At 59.8% G+C, this 21,000-nt stretch carries 20 protein-coding genes and 2 pseudogenes; 14 read left to right on the forward strand and 8 right to left on the reverse strand.

All coding sequences use genetic code 11. The annotated features are described in order from the left end of the window. The 4 genes and pseudogenes from AC1DVH_RS15035 to AC1DVH_RS15050 all read left to right on the forward strand — a co-directional run. Positions 1–159: pseudogene (locus AC1DVH_RS15035) on the forward strand (translation initiation factor 2); the annotation flags it as partial. A 7-nt stretch (positions 160–166) separates the two neighbouring features. Continuing rightward, entirely contained in the window at positions 167–844 is a 678-nt protein-coding gene (locus tag AC1DVH_RS15040) for a response regulator transcription factor (protein WP_477754467.1), read from the forward strand. A 208-nt stretch (positions 845–1,052) separates the two neighbouring features. After that, a complete protein-coding gene (locus tag AC1DVH_RS15045; RefSeq protein WP_477754468.1) occupies positions 1,053–1,502 on the forward strand; it encodes a Spy/CpxP family protein refolding chaperone in 450 nt (149 codons plus the stop codon). 182 nt (positions 1,503–1,684) lie between these two features. Further along, a complete protein-coding gene (locus AC1DVH_RS15050; RefSeq protein ID WP_477754469.1) occupies positions 1,685–3,022 on the forward strand; it encodes a sensor histidine kinase in 1,338 nt (445 codons plus the stop codon). Between the two features lie 37 nt (positions 3,023–3,059). On the opposite strand, the gene AC1DVH_RS15055 is transcribed toward AC1DVH_RS15050, so the two are convergent. Further along, entirely contained in the window at positions 3,060–3,626 is a 567-nt protein-coding gene (locus tag AC1DVH_RS15055; protein WP_477754470.1) for an NAD(P)H nitroreductase, read from the reverse strand. A gap of 121 nt (positions 3,627–3,747) precedes the next feature. Here AC1DVH_RS15055 and AC1DVH_RS15060 point away from each other — a divergent pair, with 121 nt between their 5' ends. Further along, a complete protein-coding gene (locus AC1DVH_RS15060) occupies positions 3,748–5,202 on the forward strand; it encodes a TrkH family potassium uptake protein (protein ID WP_477754471.1) in 1,455 nt (484 codons plus the stop codon). On the opposite strand, the gene AC1DVH_RS15065 is transcribed toward AC1DVH_RS15060, so the two are convergent. Then, positions 5,159–6,220, reverse strand: coding sequence for an AraC family transcriptional regulator (locus AC1DVH_RS15065; RefSeq protein WP_477754472.1), 1,062 nt, complete (start codon positions 6,218–6,220; stop codon positions 5,159–5,161). The two genes, AC1DVH_RS15060 and AC1DVH_RS15065, sit on opposite strands and share 44 nt — an antisense overlap. Before the next feature lie 160 nt (positions 6,221–6,380). Between AC1DVH_RS15065 and AC1DVH_RS15070 the strand changes: the two genes are divergently transcribed. Together AC1DVH_RS15070 and AC1DVH_RS15075 are read left to right on the forward strand one after the other, a co-directional pair. Continuing rightward, complete coding sequence (locus AC1DVH_RS15070) at positions 6,381–6,692, forward strand: Mpo1-like protein (RefSeq protein ID WP_477754473.1); 312 nt, start codon at positions 6,381–6,383, stop codon at positions 6,690–6,692. 27 nt (positions 6,693–6,719) lie between these two features. Then, positions 6,720–7,310, forward strand: coding sequence for an HD domain-containing protein (locus AC1DVH_RS15075; protein WP_477754474.1), 591 nt, complete (start codon positions 6,720–6,722; stop codon positions 7,308–7,310). A gap of 144 nt (positions 7,311–7,454) precedes the next feature. On the opposite strand, the gene AC1DVH_RS15080 is transcribed toward AC1DVH_RS15075, so the two are convergent. After that, a complete protein-coding gene (locus tag AC1DVH_RS15080) occupies positions 7,455–8,270 on the reverse strand; it encodes a UDP-2,3-diacylglucosamine diphosphatase (protein WP_477754475.1) in 816 nt (271 codons plus the stop codon). A 134-nt stretch (positions 8,271–8,404) separates the two neighbouring features. Here AC1DVH_RS15080 and AC1DVH_RS15085 point away from each other — a divergent pair, with 134 nt between their 5' ends. Beyond that, positions 8,405–9,169, forward strand: a complete 765-nt coding sequence (locus tag AC1DVH_RS15085; RefSeq protein WP_477754476.1) for an AraC family transcriptional regulator — start codon at positions 8,405–8,407, stop codon at positions 9,167–9,169. Between the two features lie 71 nt (positions 9,170–9,240). Beyond that, positions 9,241–10,134, forward strand: coding sequence for a DMT family transporter (locus AC1DVH_RS15090; protein WP_477754477.1), 894 nt, complete (start codon positions 9,241–9,243; stop codon positions 10,132–10,134). Here the strand turns inward: AC1DVH_RS15090 and AC1DVH_RS15095 are convergent. From AC1DVH_RS15095 to recQ, 4 genes are all read right to left on the reverse strand, one after another. Continuing rightward, positions 10,128–10,415, reverse strand: coding sequence for an Rdx family protein (locus AC1DVH_RS15095; protein WP_477754478.1), 288 nt, complete (start codon positions 10,413–10,415; stop codon positions 10,128–10,130). The two genes, AC1DVH_RS15090 and AC1DVH_RS15095, sit on opposite strands and share 7 nt — an antisense overlap. Positions 10,416–10,448: 33 nt before the next feature. Beyond that, entirely contained in the window at positions 10,449–11,687 is a 1,239-nt protein-coding gene (locus AC1DVH_RS15100; RefSeq protein WP_477754479.1) for a type IV pilus assembly protein FimV, read from the reverse strand. 127 nt (positions 11,688–11,814) lie between these two features. Next, positions 11,815–12,249 (reverse strand): MarR family transcriptional regulator, encoded by a 435-nt coding sequence (locus AC1DVH_RS15105; RefSeq protein ID WP_150724407.1) that lies wholly within the window; start codon positions 12,247–12,249, stop codon positions 11,815–11,817. 119 nt (positions 12,250–12,368) lie between these two features. Continuing rightward, entirely contained in the window at positions 12,369–14,495 is a 2,127-nt protein-coding gene (gene recQ, locus AC1DVH_RS15110; protein ID WP_477754480.1) for a DNA helicase RecQ, read from the reverse strand. A 394-nt stretch (positions 14,496–14,889) separates the two neighbouring features. On the opposite strand from recQ, the gene AC1DVH_RS15115 reads away from it, so the two are divergent. The 4 genes and pseudogenes from AC1DVH_RS15115 to lapD all read left to right on the forward strand — a co-directional run bounded on the left by AC1DVH_RS15115 (position 14,890) and on the right by lapD (position 18,573). After that, positions 14,890–15,477: a UPF0149 family protein gene (locus AC1DVH_RS15115; protein WP_007975277.1), complete on the forward strand. Its 588-nt coding sequence runs from the start codon at positions 14,890–14,892 to the stop codon at positions 15,475–15,477. Between the two features lie 10 nt (positions 15,478–15,487). Beyond that, the gene (locus AC1DVH_RS15120) at positions 15,488–15,883 is read left to right on the forward strand and encodes a YbaN family protein (protein WP_477754481.1); all 396 of its coding nucleotides are present in this window, start codon (positions 15,488–15,490) and stop codon (positions 15,881–15,883) included. Between the two features lie 115 nt (positions 15,884–15,998). After that, positions 15,999–16,589, forward strand: a pseudogene (locus AC1DVH_RS15125) (transglutaminase-like cysteine peptidase); the annotation flags it as partial. A gap of 43 nt (positions 16,590–16,632) precedes the next feature. Further along, entirely contained in the window at positions 16,633–18,573 is a 1,941-nt protein-coding gene (gene lapD, locus AC1DVH_RS15130) for a cyclic di-GMP receptor LapD (RefSeq protein ID WP_477754482.1), read from the forward strand. 60 nt (positions 18,574–18,633) lie between these two features. On the opposite strand, the gene AC1DVH_RS15135 is transcribed toward lapD, so the two are convergent. Continuing rightward, positions 18,634–19,653: a hypothetical protein gene (locus tag AC1DVH_RS15135; protein WP_477754483.1), complete on the reverse strand. Its 1,020-nt coding sequence runs from the start codon at positions 19,651–19,653 to the stop codon at positions 18,634–18,636. Between the two features lie 250 nt (positions 19,654–19,903). Between AC1DVH_RS15135 and AC1DVH_RS15140 the strand changes: the two genes are divergently transcribed. After that, positions 19,904–21,000: carboxypeptidase regulatory-like domain-containing protein (locus tag AC1DVH_RS15140; protein WP_477754484.1), on the forward strand; the 1,097-nt coding region annotated here is incomplete at its 3' end.

Below are 21,000 nucleotides of genomic sequence, written 5' to 3' on the forward strand. Positions count from 1 at the left end.
CTGCAACTCAAGGAAGCCCAGGCCAGCAGTCCACTGCCGCGCCTGCTGACCGACCAGCAACAATGGTTTGTCATTGGCGCCGGGGTAGCGCTATTGGCTCTGCTCTGCGGTATCTTCGCCAGTGGAGCAAGTCGAAAACGTCGACAATGGCTAAATTGAGTGAGTCATGAGCGAGCTGTTACTTATTGATGATGACCAGGAGCTGTGCGAGCTCCTGAGCAGCTGGCTGAGCCAGGAAGGGTTTCAGGTACGTGCCTGTCACGATGGCCAGAGCGCACGCCGTGCACTGGCCGAAACCGCCCCGGCGGCCGTGGTGCTGGATGTGATGTTGCCCGATGGCAGCGGCCTGGAACTGCTCAAGCAGTTGCGCAGCGATCACCCGGATCTGCCGGTGCTGATGCTCTCGGCCCGTGGCGAGCCCCTGGACCGTATCCTCGGCCTGGAACTCGGCGCCGACGATTACCTGGCCAAACCCTGCGACCCGCGGGAACTGACTGCCCGCCTGCGCGCGGTCCTGCGTCGTAGCCATCCGGTAGCGGTGTCCAGCCAGATGGAGCTGGGCGACCTGTGTTTCAGCCCGGTGCGCGGCGTGGTCAGCATCGACGAGCAAGAGTTCACCCTCACTGTTTCCGAAAGCCGCCTGCTGGAAGCCCTGCTCAAGCAACCCGGCGAGCCCCTGGACAAACAGGAACTGGCGCAGATCGCTCTCGGACGCAAGCTGACCCTGTACGACCGCAGCCTGGACATGCACGTCAGCAACCTGCGCAAAAAAATCGGCCCACACCCCGACGGTCGTCCGCGCATCGTCGCCCTGCGCAGCCGCGGCTACTACTACAGCCTCTGATCCCCGTAGGAGCTGCCGCAGGCTGCGATCTGTTGATCTTCAAAGCCAAGGTCAAAAGATCGCAGCCTGCGGCAGCTCCTACGGGTTTGTCAGGTCGGCCGAAAATCATGTTTACCAAAGCTTTACCCTCCGCTGACCGCCGCTGACCTTGATCTGCGTAATCTGTACTCATCCGGAACGTACCGGGAACGAGACAAGGAGATACACCATGCGCAAGACTCTTATCGCTCTGATGTTCGCTGCTGCCCTGCCGACCGTTGCCATGGCCATGCCTGAAGGCACCGGCCCGATGGATGGGTCGATGGACGGTTCGCGCCACGGCGGTCAGATGCACGGCATGCACGGCAAAGGCCCGTACAGTGAACTGGACCTGAGCCGCGAACAGCGCGAGCAGATCCGCAAGATCATGGGCGAGCAGATGCACGAGCGTAAGCAACTGGTCGAGAAGTACCTGGAGAAGCTCTCGCCAGCCGACCAGAAAGCCATGAAAGACGAGATGGCCGCTAACCACAAGAAAGCCGAAGCGGACGTGCGCGCCTTGCTGAAGCCGGATCAACAGAAGAAATTCGACGAGATCCAGAAAAAACAGGCCGAACGCCGCGCCGAGTGGGCCGAGTTCAAAGCCTGGAAAGCGCAACAACCGCAAAAAGCGCAATAATGCGCTAACTCCGGACCCAACGGCTCAACACCGTTGGGTCTGCTGCTTTTACTGTAGGAGCGAGCTTGCTCGCGAAAAACGAATAGACAACACGTGCCGCCTGATGCCGCGCGTTATCGTTGACGTCCATCGCGAGCAAGCTCGCTCCTACATAGAATTTTGCGCTTGCTTGAGGATTTTCCGTGCGTTCATTGTTCTGGCGTATCCTGGCCAGCTTCTGGCTGGCCATCGCTCTGGTTGCCGGGCTTTCCATCCTGCTCGGGCACATGCTCAACCAGGACGCCTGGATTCTCAGCCGCCACCCGGGCCTCAACACACTGGCCGAACAGTGGACGCAAACCTACGAAAGTCAGGGCGAAGATGCCGCCCAGGACATTCTCCAGCAACGCAAACGCCAGTATCACATCGACGTTCAGGTACTTAACGAAAGCGGCGATCCGGTGGTGCGCGGCACTTTCCCGAAACGTGCGGCGGCCTTTGAGGCGCGCCAGAACAACGAGGACCGGCGCCTGCCATGGCGGCGTCTGACCGATGAGTTCACCAGCGAAAAAACCGGTGACACCTTCCTGTTCATCTACCGCATTCCGCACCCGGAACTGGACGCCTGGCATCGTGAAAGCCTGCTCTGGCCGCTGAGTGCGCTGGGAATCGCCTTGGTGGTACTGACTCTGTTCAGCCTGCTGGTGACCTTTTCCATCACTCGCCCGCTCAGCCGTCTGCGCGGAGCGGTGCATGACCTGGGACAAACCACGTATCAACAGAACAGTCTGGTCAAGCTGGCCAACCGTCGTGACGAGTTCGGCGTCCTTGCCAACGATTTCAACCGCATGGGCGCACGCCTGCAAAGCCTGATTGGCAGTCAGCGGCAACTGCTGCGGGATGTATCCCATGAACTGCGTTCGCCCCTCGCCCGCCTGCGCATCGCGCTGGCGCTGGCCGAACGGGCCACTCCGCAAGAACGGGAACAGCTCTGGCCGCGCCTGACCCGCGAGTGCGACCGACTGGAGGCGCTGATCAGCGAAATCCTGGTTCTGGCGCGGGTCGACTCCGATAACGCCGGTGCGGAAGAGGTGGATCTGAACGCCTTGCTCAATACCCTGCAAAAGGATGCACAACTCGGTTCACCCGAGCAGCTCGTCCACCTTGAAGCCGAGTCGCAACTGAATCTGAAGGGCTGGCCGACCATGATCGAACGGGCCGTCGACAACTTGCTGCGCAACGCCCAGCGCTTCAATCCGGTGGGTGGCCTGCCGATCGAAATGCAGGCGCTGCGTCAGGGTGAGCGGATCGTCGTGACCGTGCGCGATCACGGGCCGGGTGTCAGTGCCGAATATTTGAACCAGCTCGGTGAGCCGTTCTATCGGGCACCGGGGCAGACCGCGGCCGGACATGGCCTGGGCCTGGCCATCGCCCGCCGCGCGGCGGAGCGCCATGGTGGCAGCCTGGTGCTGGCCAATCACCCGGAGGGCGGGTTCATTGCCAGCCTGGAATTGCCGTTGGTGCCAGGGGCTGTCGTATAACCTTAAAGTAGTGATGATGTAAAAAGAATGTTGATTTTTAGGCTTTACCCGGCCAGGCGCTGACGAATTCGGCCAGGTCGACTTTCTCGGCCACACGCGGTTCTTTCTGCGGTGTGCCCAGATACAGGAAAGCAATCACCTCTTCCCCCTCCGCCAAGCCCAACCCCTTGGCCACATGGGGCGAATAAGCCAGGTCACCGGTACGCCACACCGCACCGATGCCCTGCGCATACGCTGCCAGCAAAATCCCGTGGGCCGCACAGCCTGCCGCCAGCAACTGCTCGGACTTCGGATACTTGACGTGATCCTGCAACCGCGCAATCACCACTACCACCAGCGGTGCCCGCAGCGGACCATTGCGTGCCTTGTCGATGGCTGCTTCGCTGACTTCGCTGTCCGAAAGCTTCGCCGCTTCGGCCAGCAACTCGCCCAATTGCTCGCGCGCCGCGCCTTCCACCGTCAGGAAACGCCAAGGCTGCAAGTGACCGTGATCCGGGGCGCGCATGGCGGCGCCGAACAGCACTTCGCGCTGCTCGGCAGTGGGCGCTGGGTCAATCAGTCGTGGAACGGAAACACGGTTGAGCAAAGCGTCGAGAGCCTGCATCGGCCACCTCCTGAAAAATTTGTGCGGCTATTCTAGCGGTAACTGCCGCAGCAGTGCCGGTTTACATGCCCTGCCTCGCGGGTAGAATGGCGCCCTTTCCACTATCAGCCGAGCGGACCTCATGGCGTTGCCGACCTTACGGATCATTGGTTTCATTATCGGCATCTTCTTGATCACGCTGGCGATTTCCATGGTCGTGCCCATGGCCACGCTGGTCATTTTCGACCGCACCAGCGACCTGCCGTCGTTCCTCTGGGCCAGCATGATCACCTTTGTCGCCGGATTGGCGCTGGTGATTCCGGGGCGCCCCGAGCACATTCACCTGCGCCCCCGSGACATGTACCTGCTGACCGTCAGCAGCTGGCTGGTGGTGTGCATCTTCGCCGCGCTGCCATTCCTGCTGACCCAGCACATCAGCTACACCGACTCCTTCTTCGAAAGCATGTCCGGCATCACCGCCACCGGCTCGACCGTGCTCAGCGGCCTGGACACCATGTCCCCCGGCATCCTGATGTGGCGCTCGTTGCTGCACTGGCTCGGCGGCATCGGCTTTATCGGCATGGCGGTGGYGATCCTGCCGCTGTTGCGCATCGGTGGCATGCGGCTGTTCCAAACCGAATCGTCGGACCGCTCGGAAAAAGTCATGCCCCGCTCGCACATGGTGGCGCGCCTGATCGTGGCGGCGTACGTCGGCATTACCATTGTCGGCAGCCTGGCGTTCTGGTGGGCCGGGATGAGCCTGTTCGATGCGATCAACCATGCGATGTCGGCGATTTCCACCGGCGGCTTCTCCACCTCCGACCAGTCTTTGGCCAAGTGGCCGGAGCCTGCGGTGCATTGGGTCGCGATCGTCATCATGATTCTCGGTGCCCTGCCGTTCACCCTGTATGTCGCCATGTTGCGTGGTAACCGCCGGGCGCTGATCAAGGATGAACAGGTTCAAGGCCTGCTCGGCATGCTGCTGGTGACCTGGCTGGTGCTCGGTACCTGGTACTGGTGGACCACCAAGCTGCATTGGCTGGAAGCACTGCGGCATGTGGCGCTGAACGTGACGTCGGTGGTGACGACGACCGGTTTCGCACTGGGGGACTACAGCTTGTGGGGCAATTTCTCGCTGATGCTGTTCTTCTATCTGGGGTTTGTCGGCGGTTGCTCCGGCTCGACCGCGGGCGGTATCAAGATTTTCCGCTTCCAGGTGGCCTATATCCTGCTCAAGGCCAACCTTAACCAACTGATCCACCCGCGAGCGGTGATCAAGCAGAAGTACAACGGTCACCGCCTCGACGAAGAAATCGTGCGCTCGATCCTGACCTTTTCGTTTTTCTTCGCAATCACCATCTGTGTGATTGCGCTGCTGCTGTCGCTGCTCGGCGTGGACTGGATGACCGCCCTGACCGGCGCGGCCAGCACCGTGTCCGGTGTCGGCCCGGGGCTCGGCGAAACCATCGGCCCGGCGGGCAACTTCGCCACCCTGCCGGATGYCGCCAAGTGGATTCTGTCGTTTGGCATGCTGCTGGGCCGACTGGAGATCATTACGGTGTTTGTGCTGTGTATTCCGGCATTTTGGCGTCATTGACCGCTTCAGATATTTGCATCAGCCGCATCCGGTACTCGCCGGGTGTGGCATCGAACCAGCGGCGGAAAGCACGGAAGAAGTTGCTCGGATCGGCGAACCCCAGCAAGTAGGCGATTTCCAGCAAGGTCATGGTCGGTTGCGCCAGGTACTGCTCGGCCAGTTCACGCCGGGTATCGTCCAGCAGCACCTGAAAACTCGTGCCCTCTTCCTGCAAACGCCGTTGCAAGGTGCGCTGGGACAAATGCAGCGTCTGCGCCACGGTGTCGCGCTTGGGCTCGCCCTGTGGCAACAGGCGACACAACACCTGCCGCGCCTGGTGGGTCACGCGGCTTTCGGAAAAGCGCGTCAGGTACTCGCCGGCAAAGCGGTCATGCAGCAAGGCCATGGCCTCGTTGGCCGTCGGCAGGGGCGCTTCCATGTCCGCGCGTTCGAAAATCAGCGCATCGTAAGGCGCGTTGAACAGCAGCGGTGCATGAAAGGCTTGTCTATAGGGTTCAAGGTTGACCGGCTCGGCGCCTTGCAACAACACTTTGCGTGGATGCAACGTACGCCCGGTCAACCACCCGCACAGCGCCAAGGCACAGGCCAGTGAAGCTTCGGCGCTTTGCCGGGTTGGCGGCAGATGGTCGCCATGTACCGTCAGAATCAACGCGTAGTCTTCTTCCAGCAGCTTGAAACTCAGGTCGGCACTTTCGGCGATGATCCGCTGATAGCGCACCAGACGCTGAAAGCCTTCGGCCAGGGTCTGACTGGACATCAAGGCGTAACCGGTCACATGAAACTGCGCCGGTCGCACCACCTTGCCCATGTTCAGGCCGATGGCCGGGTTGCCGGACAGCTCGACCGCGCGTTGCCACAACCGCGTCATGGAGTCTTGCGGGAAGCGTGCATCCGGATCATCCAGTGCCGCGTAGTCGAGCCCCAGCTGTGTGAACAGAACCCGGCAATCCAGGCCGTCCATCTCCAGCGCTTTGACAATCCCCATCGCCCAGCTTGCAGAAGTCGTTCGTTCGCTCATGGCGTTTTCTAACTTGGTGAGCCGCATGCGACGGCTATTGACCGAAGGATACTAAAGTGGCGCCTATTGTCACTGGCTGATGCCATTGATCACTCTAGACTCAAATAAGCTACCCGCAGAACAACTTGCAGCAAGAACAATAACCACAGAGATCGCTGTCGTGGAAAACGTCAAACGCTTCAACAGCTTCGCTGAGTTCTACCCTTACTACCTCAGCGAGCACAGCAACAGCACCTGTCGCCGTTTACACTTTATCGGCACGACGCTGGTTATCTTGATTCTGTCGCTGACCATTGGTCGCGGAGCATGGATGCTGTTGTGGACCCTGCCGCTGGCAGGTTACAGCTTTGCCTGGGTCGGGCATTTCTTCTTCGAGAAGAACCGCCCGGCAACGTTCCAACACCCCTTCTATAGCCTGCTCGGCGATTTTGTCATGTACCGGGACATGCTTATGGGGCGCGTTCCGTTCTAGCTGACATCCGTCACCAGAGAGTTGCCTATGAATGCCAATGCCCGCTTCACCCACATGAAGGACGGCACGCAGGAAGACTGGGCGATCATTGCCGCGGACTTCAGTGCCTACGCAAGACAATTGCCTGCACGGATTGTGGCGCACCTGAAGTTACTGGAGGGTGATTTCGGCGGGTTCCCGGTGGATCGCCTGAGCCACTCCCTGCAAACCGCCACCCGCGCCTGGCGCGATGGTCGCGACGAGGAGTACGTGGTCTGTGCCCTGCTCCATGACATCGGCGACACCCTGGGCTCCTACAACCACCCGGACATCGCGGCGGCGATCCTCAAGCCATTCGTCAGCGCCGAGAACCTGTGGATGGTGGAAAAGCACGGGATTTTCCAGGGCTACTACTTCTTCCATCACCTGGGTATGGATAGGCATCTGCGTGAGCAATTCCAGGACCATCCGCAGTACCAGGCGACCGTCGAGTTCTGTGCCAGGTACGATGCGGCGGCGTTTGACCCGGCGTACGACACGCTGCCGTTGAGCTTTTTCGAACCGATGATGGAGCGCTTGTTTGCGCACCCCAGGAGTTCGATCTACAAGGCGGCGATGGAAGAGCACGCGCCGGTCTGACAGATCCAGCGGGACCGCTTCGCGGTCCATCGCGAGCAGGCTCGCTCCCACAGGTTTTGCGGCGTCCACAGAATATGTGTTCGCTACAGATCTACTGTAGGAGCGAGCCTGCTCGCGATGAGGCCCGCACAGGCACAGTGATCATCAAGCCAGCTCGGTGACCCTGGCCGCCTTCAACTGCGCCTCGCGCGCCTGGGCATCCGCCAACCGGTACAGCTCGATCGAACCATCCCAATGCTCGATCAGCGCGGTGCACGACTCCACCCAGTCGCCGCAATTGAGGTAGTCCACCTCGCCGACCTTGCGAATCTCGGCATGGTGAATGTGCCCGCACACCACGCCGTGCAGCTCGCGCTTGACGCATTCATGGGCGATGGCTTCTTCGAAGTCGCTGATAAAGCTGACCGCGGTTTTCACCTTGTGCTTGAGGTAGGCCGACAGCGACCAGTAGCCGTAGCCATATCGCGCGCGCCAATGATTGAGCCAGCGGTTGAGGGTCAGGGTGAATTCGTAGGCCGAGTCACCGAGAAAGGCCAGCCAGCGATGGTAACGGGTGATCACATCGAACTGGTCGCCATGGATTACCAGCAGATGCCGGCCGTCGGCGGTGACGTGCACGGCTTCGTCCACCAGCTGGATATTGCCCAGGATCAGCTTCGAATAACGGCGCAGGAATTCGTCATGATTACCGGTGACGTAGATCACCTCAGTGCCACGCTTGCTCATGGTCAACAGGCGACGGATCACGTTGGTATGCGCTTGTGGCCAGTACATGCCGCCGCGCAGCTTCCAGCCGTCGATGATGTCGCCGACCAGGTAGATTCTGTCCGCGTGGTAGCTCTTGAGAAACTGCGACAGGTGTTCAGCCTGGCAATCCCGGGTGCCCAAATGCACGTCGGAAATCCATAAAGTCCGTACGCGTTGCTTACGGGTGGGTTTGGCGAGCTCGGCGCTGGTCATGGGCAACCCTCTGGCAAGTTTTGCCAAGTCTGCCCCGGCCCGGTTAATCGTCCATGACAGCGTCAAGTCAGTCCTGTGACAGCGCTTGCAGGCCCGCTCGGTGTAGACTGACGCCCTGAACCGGGAGACCTGCGATGAGACCGATCCTCACGCTTCGCCAATACAGCCATGACCTGATCGTCCACAGCCACGACCACGCGCAATTGGTGTTCGGGCTTTCGGGCGCCCTGGATTTCGAGGTTGACGGCCGTGGTAGTCAGGTGGTGCAACAGAGTTTCGTGGTGATACCGTCGGGCGCTCATCATGCGTGTGGCAGCCCCAATGGCAGCCGCTGCCTGGTACTGGATGTGCCCGGCGAACAATGGGTTGCCCAGTCGTTGGGCGATCACGCCGAGTCCAGCCGGCGCTTGCTCGACAACGCCGGCCGACTATCACTGGATGCCGGGCAAAGCCAATTGGTCAGTTGGCTGGCGAACAGTCCGGTCGATGATCCGCTGATTGCACAACAAGGCGCGGTGCTGCTACTGGCCAGTCTCAACAACGCCAGGCCCGACACCGTCGGCGGTCGGCGCCTGCCCTATGCCGCGCTGAATGCACACATCGATCAGTATGCGGCGTACCCGCTGCAAGTGGCCGATCTGGCCCGGGTGGCCGGCCTTTCCAGTGCCCGTTTGCATGCGCGGTTCGTGGCCGAGTGCGGGCAGACGCCGATGGACTACATCCGCAGCCGCCGCCTGCACATCGCGGTGGGCTTGCTGCGCAACTCGGCGCTGCCCATCGGCGAGATTGCCAGCCGCGTCGGCTACAGTTCCCAGAGTGCCTTTGCGGCGGCGGTGTTGCGCGAGTTCGGGGCATCGCCCGGGAAACTGCGGCGCGAGGCTGGCGACAAAGGACGATAGTCTGCCGACAGACTTGATGGGCGATTACGCGCTTCAATGATGCCTCTATTCGTTTGTCGTCAAGGATTGCAATGACTCCCCGTACCGCCCTTGGCGCCCTGCATATCGGCGCATTGATGTTCGGTCTGACCGGCGTGTTCGGCAAACTGGCTGCCGCATCACCGGCGATCATCGTTTTCGGCCGCGCCGCTTTTGCCGTGCTTGCGCTGGCGTTTTTTGCACGGTTCGCCAGCCAGACGCGCTGGCAGAAACTCGAGGCCGTGGACTGGCGTCGACTGCTGCTCAGCGGCTTGTTGCTGGCCGGGCACTGGGTGAGTTTCTTCATTGCGGTGAAAGTCGCAGGCGTGGCGATTGCGACGCTCGGCTTCGCCAGTTTCCCGGCCTTTACCGTGATCCTCGAAGGGCTGATCTTCCGCGAGCGCATTCACGCCAATGAGATCGTGCTGGTGCTGCTGGTGAGTATCGGGCTGGTGCTGGTCACGCCTGATTTTGACCTGGCCAGCGGCGCCACCACCGGTCTGCTGTGGGCCGTGGGTTCCGGGTTGTTGTTCGCCCTGTTGTCGCTGACCAACCGTGCCAGCTCCGGGCGCGTCCCGCCCGTGCAGGCGGCACTGTGCCAGAACGTGGTGGTTGCCCTGTGCCTGCTGCCGGTGGCGGCGCCTCAATTGAGCGAAGTGCGTGCCATCGACTGGCTGTGGATCGGCCTGCTCGGTGTGTTCTGTACCGGTGTCGCCCACAGCCTGTTCGTCGCCAGCCTCGCGGTGATCAAGGCACGCACCGCCGCCGTGGTGTTCGCCCTGGAGCCGGTCTACGGCATCACCGTCGCCTGGTTGCTGTTCAACGAAAACCCGACCCTGCGCATGTTGCTGGGGGGCGCTCTGATCATTGTGGCGATTGTGGTGTCCAGCAGGTTCTCAAGTGGCACAAGCAAGAAAGCCGTTACAGCCGAGGCCGCGTCTCACTGAGTGCGGTCGTTGTGCCCCAGGTCGCGGTCCGGGTCGATCTGGTCGCGGACCCGCTGCTTGAGCACTTTGGCCTCAGGGAAGCCACCGTCCGCCTTGCGCTCCCAGATCTGCACAGCGTCACAGTAAACATGAAAGACCCCGCCGGTGCCCGGCACCAGGGAGACTTTGCCCAGGTCATCACCAAAGGTGCTGAGCAGTTCCTGGGCCAGCCAGGCCGCACGCAACAACCACTGGCATTGCGTGCAATAGGTGATGACGATTTCCGGTTTGCTGACGGTCATGATGGGGCGTAACTCCAGAGTTTGACGACGCCACTATGATAGCCCGACCGGAGGCTGCCGGAACGGCGAAGCGGGTTGCGCCTCCAATTCGAACGCAGGCTCGATCATGGCCAGAGCAGCCGACTGCTGGTTCTCGTTTGGGCTGATCACGTCCCAACTCGACACCATGGACAACTCCTCCAGGTTGAGCCGGTACTCATCGTCAGCGGCGGATTCGCCGGATATCGCCAAACCAGGAACCACCGCCACGGCAGCTGCGCCCGCGATGGAGCGATGGCTATCGACCCGCTCAAGCTCATCGTTGGCCGGCACCGCGACTGATTGCCTGACGGTGGGCCACGTGACAGGCTCGGTAAAAAGCTCCGCCAACGGTTCATGCTGCGACGACAGCATCTCTGAAGTTGTGGCCTGATGCTGCTGGCGTCGGTGGCGAACTAACCAGCCCAGCGCCAGCAACGCCATCAGCGCTGACACGCCGGCAATCGGCAGCCAGCCAATCCCGGGACTTTCAGCAACGGCGGGGGCTGGCGTCACCGCGTCGCTAGCAACGGGTTGCGCCTTTACCTTCTTGAGCTCCGCCAGTTGGGTTTGCAGTTCGGCCAACTGTTTTTTCTGGCCGGTGATCAGCTCATCCTGGCCTTGAAGCTTCTCGTTGAGCTCATCGACAGTGGTTTGCAAACTGTGGTTTTGCAGGGCGCTGACGGCCAGTTGTTCGACTGCGGGATCAACCACGGGGACGTCCGTTTCTGACGTCGTCTTGGCCACGGGTGACGGCGGTACGACCGGTTGAACACTGGGGAATGCGGACGCCGGGGAACTGAAAACCGGTTCATCGGCGGCGGGAACAACGCCTGGCGAACCCGGCGGATCGATCAGTACCGTGTACTCGCGTAATAACCGACCGTTGGGTTGATCGAGTTGCACGAGGAAATTCAGGAAGGGTTCACTGACCGGTTTGCTGGAGGTCACCTGGATCACGCTGCGATTACCGCGCAGGACCGGGGTGAACTTCAGGTTATTGAGGAAAAAAACCCGGTCGACCCCGGCACGGCTGAACTCGTCTGCCGCTGCCAGACTCACCGACAGCTCGTTCTCTTCCAGGCCAGCCGCATCCACCAGTGCAATATCGGCACGCAGCGGTTGATTCAGCGCCGAATGCAGGGTGATTTCACCCAGGCCCAGTGCAGGCGCCCATGTCGAATAAGTGACAGCGGCCCCGGCCAGCAACCACTGAGAACCACCGCGTAAAACCAATCGCCAGCACTTGAGCATGAGCATCCTTGAGATTCACAGAAATTACCCGTACGCGTTCGTACATCCGTTACGAACACGATATTGCCGAGTAGTTCTTATAGTCTGCCCAATGCGGTCTCTCAGAAGCCTGGCGTTCGGTTATGCCTCAAGATTTTTCAAGGTTGCCCAGGATATGCCCGTGAACCCGCATGCACACCTTCAAATCCGCCTCATCGACGCCTTCGAACAGTTCGTGACGCAGTTGCGTGGCAATGGTTTCAATTTGTTCGATCAGGGGACGCGCCGGCGCGCAAAGCACGATTTTCTTCGCCCGACGGTCTTCGAGCACCGCCTGGCGTTGCACCAGGCCCTGGCTTTCCAGGCTGTCGAGCAAACGGGCCAGGGTCGGGCCTTCGACACCGACGCTTTGTGCCAGTTCACGCTGGGTCGGTGCTTCATCGAAACGCGCCAGGTGCAGCAGCACCAGCCAGCGCGCCTGGGACAAGCCCATGCCCGCCAGACGGCGGTCCAGTTCGGCACGCCAGCCACGGGACATCTGGGCCAATTGCATGCCAAAGCGGTGTTGATCGGTTAACGGCATAAAACACTCATGATTAGACTGAAATAAATAAAAACTAATTATTAGTCAGCTAAGCATGAGCCTCGACTTGAGGCAAGGCTTGATCTGTACTGAATCGTTACATCAGCACTACAGATGTCTCAAATCTCGAATTCCGACTGCAACGCCGCCCGAACGCAGTACAACACCCCTTCCGGCACCCTGCCTGCAAACAGCGCGGCGATCTCGGAAACCGGCGGCAATTCGCCTTCGCCGTCGAGGAAGGCGTCCTGGACTTCGCCCATCAGGTCTTCAGGCAGATCCAGTGCCTGCTCCAACGACAACTGCTGCTTGCCGATCGCTTCGGCCAGCATGGTGTAGACGTTCTTTTCAGAGCACTGCAACTGACCGGCGATCTGCACCGGCGTCATCCCGGCCCGCGCCAGAGTGATCAGTTCGTGACGTACGTCGGCCACCACTTTCGGTGCCTCGACCTGGCCGCCGAGCACTTCGAGGAAGGCCTCGCCGTAGCGCTCCAGCTTGCGCGCGCCGACGCCGCTGACCGTGGCCATTTCCGCCAGCGAGGTCGGCTGGCTGCGCAGCATCTCCAGCAAAGTCGAATCGGGGAAGATGACGTACGGCGGCACGCCATGTTCTTCGGCGAGCTTGCGCCGCAAGGCGCGCAAGGCTTCCCACTGTTCGCGCTCCTCGCCACGGACCAGCTGGCTCGCCTGGCTCTTGCTGCTTTTCGCCACGGTTTGCGCCTTGAGGTCGCGGCGCAGTTCCAGGGTCACTTCACCTTTGAGTAGCGGCCGACACGTATCACTCAGACGCAGACCGCCATAGCCCTCATGGTCAACATCGGCCAGACCGCGAGCCACCAATTGGCGGAACAGGGAGCGCCACTCGCCTTCGGCCCTCGCCTTGCCGACACCAAACACCGACAGATGCTGATGACCGAAGTTGCGGACCTTTTCGTTGTCCTTGCCGAGCAGTACATCCACCAGGTGCCCGACCCCGTAGCGCTGACCGGTGCGGTAGATCGCCGACAGCGCCTGACGCGCAGGCTCGGTGGCATCCCAGGTCTGCACGCCGTCGACGCAGTTGTCGCAATGACCGCAAGGCTCGGGCATGTCTTCGTCAAAGTAGGCCAGCAGCGTTTGCCGACGGCAGCGGGTTTCTTCGCAGAGCGAGAGCATGGCGTCGAGCTTGTGCTGCTCCAGGCGCTTGTGGCGCTCGTCGCCTTCGGAGTTCTGCAGCATCTGCTTGAGCATCACCACGTCTTGCAGGCCGTAAGCCATCCAGGCATCCGCCGGCAGGCCGTCACGGCCGCCACGACCGGTTTCCTGATAGTAGGCTTCGAGGGATTTCGGCAAATCGAGATGCGCGACAAAACGTACGTTGGGCTTGTCGATGCCCATGCCGAACGCCACCGTGGCGACCATGATCAGGCCTTCCTCGTTGAGGAAGCGTTTCTGATGGTAGGCGCGCATATCGTTGGGCAGGCCGGCGTGGTATGGCAGCGCCGGGAAGCCTTGCTCGCTGAGGAATGCTGCGACTTCCTCGACCTTCTTGCGCGACAGGCAATACACGATGCCGGCATCGCTGCGGCGTTCGGCGAGGAACGCCAGCAACTGCTTGCGCGGCTGCTCCTTGGGCACGATGCGATAAAAGATGTTCGGCCGGTCGAAACTCGACAGGAAGCGCTCGGCGTCTTGCAGGTGCAACCGGGTGACGATTTCTTCCCGGGTGCGCTTGTCGGCCGTGGCGGTCAGGGCGATGCGCGGCACGTCGGGGAACATTTCCGCCAACTGGCCCAATTGCAGGTATTCCGGACGGAAGTCGTGGCCCCATTGCGACACGCAGTGGGCTTCGTCGATGGCGAACAGGGCGATGTCCAGCCCCTGCAGGAAGGACAGCATGCGCGGCTGGACCAGACGTTCAGGCGCCAGATAGAGCATCTTCACTTCACCGCGGCGGATACGGACAGCCAGGTCGCGCTGCTGCTCGGCGCTGAGGGTGGAGTTCAACGCGGCGGCCGCCACGCCCAGCTCTTCGAGGGTGGCGACCTGATCGTCCATCAGTGCGATCAGCGGCGAGACCACCACCGCCAGGCCTTCGCGCAACAGCGCCGGGACCTGGAAGCACAGGGACTTGCCGCCACCGGTAGGCATCAGGACCAGGGCATCGCCACCACTGGCCACACGCTCAATGATTGCACCCTGGCGGCCACGGAAACTGTCGTAGCCGAAGATGTCCTTGAGGACGCGTTGAGCCTGTTCGAGCATAGAAACTCCAAAAATCACCGAAACATCCCTGCAAGGCTGGTTCAGAACCCGCGACGCTGCACCGACAAATCGTAAGTGCACATTGCATGACGCTTCACATTTCAGCCGTGACGCCAGCAGGGCATCACAAAACGCGCGAGTATACCCGAGCCCCGTCCGGCAAAGGGTGCCGCCGATAAGAGGGAATGGACATGATCCTCTGTAGGAGCTGCCGAAGGCTCGGGCCGCGTTCGGACGATCTTTTGATCTGATTTTTTAAAAGCCAAGTCAAAAGATCGCAGCCTTCGGCAGCTCCTACGAGAAGAGGCCAGGAGCAAATATGCCGTGCGGCTGGCCCAAGTGCTCAAGAAGGCCTAGAATTCCCGCATCGAACATTCCCCAAGGTAGCCCTTTAATGTCCTTCGCTGAGCAACTAACCCGCCTGCAAGTCTTCCTCGATGCTGATGAACTGCATGACGAGGCGCTGGACTACGTGGCCGCCCACGGCTACCTCACTGCGCTGTCGATCTGCTCCGAAGTCGTTCCGGACCGTGAATGGATCGATGCCCTCTTCGCCGAAGAGCCGCACTACAGCGGCGAAGCCCAGCGCGAAGAGATCGAAGCCACGCTGATCGGCCTCAAGGCCCACATCGCCCGCCAACTGGCCTCCGACGAAGAGTTCGAGCTGCCGTGCGACCTCGACCTGGGCGACGACCCGGATGATTCCGAACTGCGCGGCTGGTGCATCGGTTTCATGGAAGGTGTGTTCCTGCGTGAAGAAGCCTGGTTCGAAACCGCCGAAGACGAAGTCAGCGAAATGCTGCTGCCGATCATGGTCGGTTCGGGCCTGTTCGACGAGCAACCGGAGTTCTCCGACATTGCCGCCGATGCCAACCTGATGGACGACATGATCGTGCAGATCCCGGAAGCCCTGACCGCGCTGTACCTGCTGTGCAACGCTCCAGACGAAAAGCCGGCGATTCTCAAGCCACGTCACCACTAAGATCCGGCCTATGGACAACCCCATAGGCAACCGCCCCCTGATGTTGCGCTACGTGCTGCTGGCCATCGGCTGGCTGAGCGTGGCGCTGGGGGTGATCGGGATTTTCCTGCCGGTATTGCCCACCACCCCTTTCCTGCTGCTGGCGGCCGCCTGCTTTGCCCGCAGTTCACCGCGCTTTTATCAATGGCTGGTCGAGCATCCCCAGCTTGGCCCATGGATCCGCGATTACCTCGACGGTAACGGCATTCCGCTCAGGGGCAAGGTCTACGCCATTGGCCTGATGTGGGCGAGCATCCTGTTCTCCTGCTTTCTGGTGCCGCTGCCCTGGGCACGGGGCTTCATGCTGACCAGTGCGGTACTCGTGACCGTCTACATCCTCAAGCAGAAAACCCTGCGCAAATCCTGAAGTTCCCCGGGACTGTTGTGGCAAGAGAGCCAGTGCGAGTACCGACCCGACGACCTGCCCTCCCCCCGCAAAAACTCCACCTAAACTTCCCCCATCTACACTCGAGCAGCCAGACATGGCCCGCAGTCTGCGTAGTCCAGGATGGCCAGCGCTCCGACTTCGGCTCGGCGGCTGGATGCTGCTGGCTGGTCTGCTACTGACTGCATTCAACGGGGTCCGGGCCGACTGGGATTTTTCACAGATTCTGCAAACCGTTGAACAACGCTACGGCCCGCCGGGACCGGCGCGAGGCCGGATCGAAGCCTGGAGTCAAATGCTGCAGAGCGCACGCGGCGCGCCCGAACCTGAGCAACTCAACGCGGTGAACCGCTTCTTCAATCAGCAGCTGAACTTTCAGGACGACACGCGCATCTGGCAACAGACCGATTATTGGGCCACCCCCGTCGAAGCCCTGATCAAGGGCACCGCCGACTGCGAAGACTATGCCCTGGCGAAATACTTCAGCCTGCGCCGACTCGGCATTCCCAGCGAAAAACTGCGCATCACCTACGTCAAGGCCCTGAGTCAGAACCAGGCGCATAGGGTGCTGACGTTCTACAGCCCCCCCACGACCGACCCGCTGGTACTGGACAACCTGATCGGCGATATCCGCCCCGCGTCCCAACGCAAAGACCTGCTACCGGTGTACGCCTTCAATGCCGAAGGCTTCGACATAGGGGACGGCTGACCGCCATGGCAAGGAGCGATGTATGACATTGCGTAAACAGCTGTTCCTGGCCATCTGCCTGTTCCTGTTGGTGGCGTTCAGCGGCAGTTTTTTTGCCAGCCTGGAAAGCTCCCGCGAGCAAACCCTCAGTCAACTGCGCGCCCACGCCCAGGACGCAGCCACCGCGCTGGGGCTGTCACTGACCGCACAGGTCGATGACCCGGCCATGATGGAGCTGATGGTCAGCTCGATTTTCGACAGTGGCTATTTCAGCAGCATCCGCATCATCAGGCTCRAGGATCAGCAAACCCTGGTGGAGCGCAGCGCACCGACGAAAATCGACGGTGCGCCTGACTGGTTCGTCAACCTGGTCGACCTGCGCCCGGAAGGTGGCGATGCCTTGATCATGCGCAGCTGGGAACAGCTGGCACGGGTCGAAGTGCTGAGCAATCCGCAATTCGCCCTGGCCAAGCTCTGGGACAGCACCCTCGGCAGCCTGATCTGGTTGCTGTTGTGCGGGCTGTTCAGTGCGGTGATTGGAGGATGGATGCTGCGCCGGCAATTGCGCCCACTCGACAGCATGGTCCGACAGGCTGAAGCTATCAGTAAACGCGAGTTTCTCAGTCTGCCGAAACTGCCGCGTACACCGGAACTGAAACGGGTGGTGCTGGCGATGAACCAGATGGTCGAGAAGCTCAAGGCGCTGTTCGCCGAAGAAGCCGCACGCAGCGAAAAACTGCGGGCCGAATCCTATCTGGACAGCCTCACCGGCCTGGCCAACCGGCGCCTGCTCGACGAGCAACTGGCCGACCATTTACGCGTGTGCGAACAGAGCCGCGATGGTCATTTGCTGATGTTGCGGATCAACGACCTGAACGGGCTCAACCAGCGAATGGGTGGCCAACGAACTGACGCGCTGATCAGTGCCGTGGGCGAATTGCTCAAGCGCCTGACTCAATTGCCGGAACGGCGCACCTGGCTGGCGGCACGCAATCGTGGCGGCGAATTCAGCCTGCTGACACCGGGTCTGGACGCTGAAAATGCCGCTCGCCTGGCCTCAGATATCAGCGTCAGCCTGGAGAACCTGCGCCTGACCGGCGCCAGCGACTGCATGCCCGTCGCCCATCTGGGCGTTGTCGCCTATCGCCCCGGTGAGCCGATCAGCACTGTACTCTTGCGCCTGGATCAGGCACTGACTGAATCCCGGCAACATCCCGAGCGACCCTGGGTGCATTTGAGCCATCGTGACACCGCGCCGAATCACTCCCAGCACGACTGGCGCACCTGGATCGACGATGCCTTGACCGAAGGCAAAATGCAGCTGTACTTCCAGCCCGTCGTGCAATGCGCCGACACCCAACACGTGCTGCATCACAAAGTGCTCGCACGCCTGCTCGACCCAGAGGGCGAGGCGATTGCCGCCGGGCATTTCCTGCCGTGGATCGAGCGTCTCGGCTGGTCGGCACGGTTCGACCTGGCGATGCTCGAAGCCACGCTGGACGATCTGGTGCTCAACCGCAGGCCCTTGGCACTGAGCCTGTCCGGCAACACCCTGCGCGACCCGGTGCAATGGCGAACAATCCTCGACCTGCTCGACTCACTTGCGGAACTGGCGCCGCTGCTGACCCTGGAAATCGACGAGCGCCAGTTGCCGTCCCCCGAAGAACTGCAGCGTTTTTGCCACAGCCTGCTTGCCACCGGTTATCGAATCGGTCTGCAACATTTTGGCGGGCGTTTCAGTCAGATCGGCAACCTCACCCAATTGGGCCTGGCGTACCTGAAAATTGATGGGGCCTACATTCGCAACATTGACGAGGAGCCTGATAAACGGCTGTTTATCGAGGCACTTTACCGGACGACCAACAGCATCGATTTGCCATTGATTGCGGAGCAAGTAGAAACCCAGGGGGAGTTGGAGGTGATCAGGGCACTGGGGGTGTTTGGCGTAACGGGGCGCTTGATCGGATCGCCGCAGCCGATGTGAAGTATTTGGGGATGACCCAATCAACGGGGCCATCCCCAAACGCGTAAACTACATGGTTTATCACTCCAGAAAACAACGAAAGCGGGTCATTGTGACACCATGAAGTCTTTGAATTTTCAACGCAAACTCACCACGCGTTTGCGCAGGGCAGGTTATATTCCAAGTCAAACCGCCGTTTGGAAAAGTGAAGGCAGGATCGCTCTTAAAGTAATTTTCATTGAGCTGTCCACCGCCTTTTTCCCAGAATAAATACATTGAATCCAGTGATGGGCTGCCCGGTTTAGCAACAACACTCAGTGTTTCTGATACACCGCCCTTGAACCGTGCTCCGCCAGCAGGAACATCCACTCCATTTAGCTTGATCGTTGCATAATCCAAAAGGTTTGAGGAGCGCCTGATGCAATCCAATACTCTAACCGGTGTCATCCCTTGGCCCGTTATGAAGAGATTGAATTCTATCTCTCGAGTCTCCTCTATGCCGGTCAGATACCATTGATGATCAGTGGTTTGGGTCAATATGGGGGGGCTGCTGGTCAGCGGGTGGGGTAACCCGGGCTCTTTGAATGAAAAGTTCAGCATCAGTGGAAAGCCTGCAATGGGGCTCCCAGGGTTAGCTCGAAAATTGAGGTGTTGGCTTACACCCGGCCAAAACTCTTTCGGGCCTACAGGTGTTGGTATGAGGGTGCCGCCCAATGTCGCGTACCCTTCATCCGACAGATTGGGCGACAGTACCCAACACGGAAACTCATGAACCTGATCAAACTCCCGGCTCAAGAACACCAGCCTGACACGCCCGCTTAAATTCTCCGGCGTCAGCCTCCAACTTGCTTCACCGTCCTTTATCGACACCCAATCACCGAATGCTGGCTCGGCTCCGATGACCAGTCCGTTGTCATTCACCAATCCCAGATTGATTTGAGTTCCGTTCAGCCAGGGCGCTTTGACTATTAATTCATTTGACTGCCCACGACGAAGTCCGATACTCGGCGAGTTCCACGACACTTGCTCACCATTCATGAAAAAATTTACCTGTTCCCAGGGAGAACTTTGAGCTCCTGAATAAGCTGTTGTCGCCGTCATGATGCCACCTCTTAAAAAGCAATGTATTCAAAAGAAGAAACACCACTCTAAAAAAACATGTACATAAGCACTACCGTCAAAAATACCAGTTAAACCAGAATAAATCACAATAAGAAAACACCTTTCCATGCTGGTAACGCCACCCACTCTCCAAAAACAATAAACACCTATTAGTTATGACAGTAGCCACCCAGACTACTTCGAGCCTTAATTGACTTCGTTTCCCTCAACAGCAAATGGAGTCATCAACATGATCACCAAAACACCGAGCACCTCGAAGCTCTCCCCTGATACACCAGTTGAAGTATCAGCACCTGTAACGTTCGATGAAATTCGCGATTCCAGCGATAATCTCGTTGGCGAAAACGGCACCACATACGATAAAACCCTGACCTTCAAGGGCACGTCCGAGGTAAATACCGCCCTCTGGTTGCGCGATAACGCGATCAGACTTACTGATATGACCAGCAATGCTTCCGGCATTTGGGAAACGAATTTCACGCTGTCAGACTTCAGGCGCTACAGAATATCCGCTTTGGAAAAATTCCCGCCGCAGAATAGCTCCCGAAATAAAACCTTTGTCCTGGCGACCGAAACACCCATTATCAATTCCGTCACTGGCAAGGACGGTGCTATCGAAGACGGCGGCACCTACGACGGCGATTGGGTAGACATCACCGGCAATGCGCCCCCCGACGTTGAAGTCGAAGCCTTCAATGGCGTCGCGACAACGGGCAAGAAAGCATTGGTTAATGCTGACGGCCTGTTCAAACTGACCCTGGATGAGCTGAAAACGGGGCCATACAACATCAAGATCAAGGCACCGAATAACAAAGAGTCCACTGTGTTCAAGTTTACAGTGGCCACGAGCATGCCGCTGAGTCTTGATGATGTGCTGGACGACGATGGGACCAGCGTAGATGAAGGCGATACCACCATCCAAACGACCCTGACCATCAAAGGCAAGGCACGGAAAAATGGTGAGCTGACATTGCTCGGTGGACAACCGGCACCAGTGACGGTGACAGCGAATGACTCCGGAGTCTGGGAGCATACATTCAGAGATTTGCCCGTGAATTCCTACAGTCTGACAGCTCGAACAAACTATAGCCCGGTGGAAACGACTCTCCCGCGGACTTTCACCGTGGTACTGGACGTCGAACTTGGCCTGGACGAAGTTCTTGAATCCGAAGAGGGTCCCGCTGTCCCTGAAGCCGGCACCACCTACAAAGACCTGTTGATCATCAAGGGTCATGCCCGCCCCGGCAAGAGCATTCAGCTACTCAATGGTGGCACTCCAATAGAAGGTACCACCGTAACAACTGACCCCGAAAATGGCGCTTGGAC

The organism is Pseudomonas sp. P4_C3, assembly GCF_056402075.1.

Excerpts from the sequence above, each read along its gene's own strand:
- AC1DVH_RS15040 (WP_477754467.1), top strand. The coding sequence starts at position 167 with ATGAGCGAGCTGTTACTTATTGATGATGACCAGGAGCTGTGCGAGCTC.
- AC1DVH_RS15045 (WP_477754468.1), top strand. The coding sequence starts at position 1,053 with ATGCGCAAGACTCTTATCGCTCTGATGTTCGCTGCTGCCCTGCCGACC.
- AC1DVH_RS15055 (WP_477754470.1), bottom strand. The coding sequence starts at position 3,626 with ATGCAGGCTCTCGACGCTTTGCTCAACCGTGTTTCCGTTCCACGACTG.
- AC1DVH_RS15065 (WP_477754472.1), bottom strand. The coding sequence starts at position 6,220 with ATGAGCGAACGAACGACTTCTGCAAGCTGGGCGATGGGGATTGTCAAA.
- AC1DVH_RS15075 (WP_477754474.1), top strand. The coding sequence starts at position 6,720 with ATGAATGCCAATGCCCGCTTCACCCACATGAAGGACGGCACGCAGGAA.
- AC1DVH_RS15080 (WP_477754475.1), bottom strand. The coding sequence starts at position 8,270 with ATGACCAGCGCCGAGCTCGCCAAACCCACCCGTAAGCAACGCGTACGG.
- AC1DVH_RS15085 (WP_477754476.1), top strand. The coding sequence starts at position 8,405 with ATGAGACCGATCCTCACGCTTCGCCAATACAGCCATGACCTGATCGTC.
- AC1DVH_RS15090 (WP_477754477.1), top strand. The coding sequence starts at position 9,241 with ATGACTCCCCGTACCGCCCTTGGCGCCCTGCATATCGGCGCATTGATG.
- AC1DVH_RS15095 (WP_477754478.1), bottom strand. The coding sequence starts at position 10,415 with ATGACCGTCAGCAAACCGGAAATCGTCATCACCTATTGCACGCAATGC.
- AC1DVH_RS15100 (WP_477754479.1), bottom strand. The coding sequence starts at position 11,687 with ATGCTCAAGTGCTGGCGATTGGTTTTACGCGGTGGTTCTCAGTGGTTG.
- AC1DVH_RS15105 (WP_150724407.1), bottom strand. The coding sequence starts at position 12,249 with ATGCCGTTAACCGATCAACACCGCTTTGGCATGCAATTGGCCCAGATG.
- recQ (WP_477754480.1), bottom strand. The coding sequence starts at position 14,495 with ATGCTCGAACAGGCTCAACGCGTCCTCAAGGACATCTTCGGCTACGAC.
- AC1DVH_RS15115 (WP_007975277.1), top strand. The coding sequence starts at position 14,890 with ATGTCCTTCGCTGAGCAACTAACCCGCCTGCAAGTCTTCCTCGATGCT.
- AC1DVH_RS15120 (WP_477754481.1), top strand. The coding sequence starts at position 15,488 with ATGGACAACCCCATAGGCAACCGCCCCCTGATGTTGCGCTACGTGCTG.
- AC1DVH_RS15135 (WP_477754483.1), bottom strand. The coding sequence starts at position 19,653 with ATGACGGCGACAACAGCTTATTCAGGAGCTCAAAGTTCTCCCTGGGAA.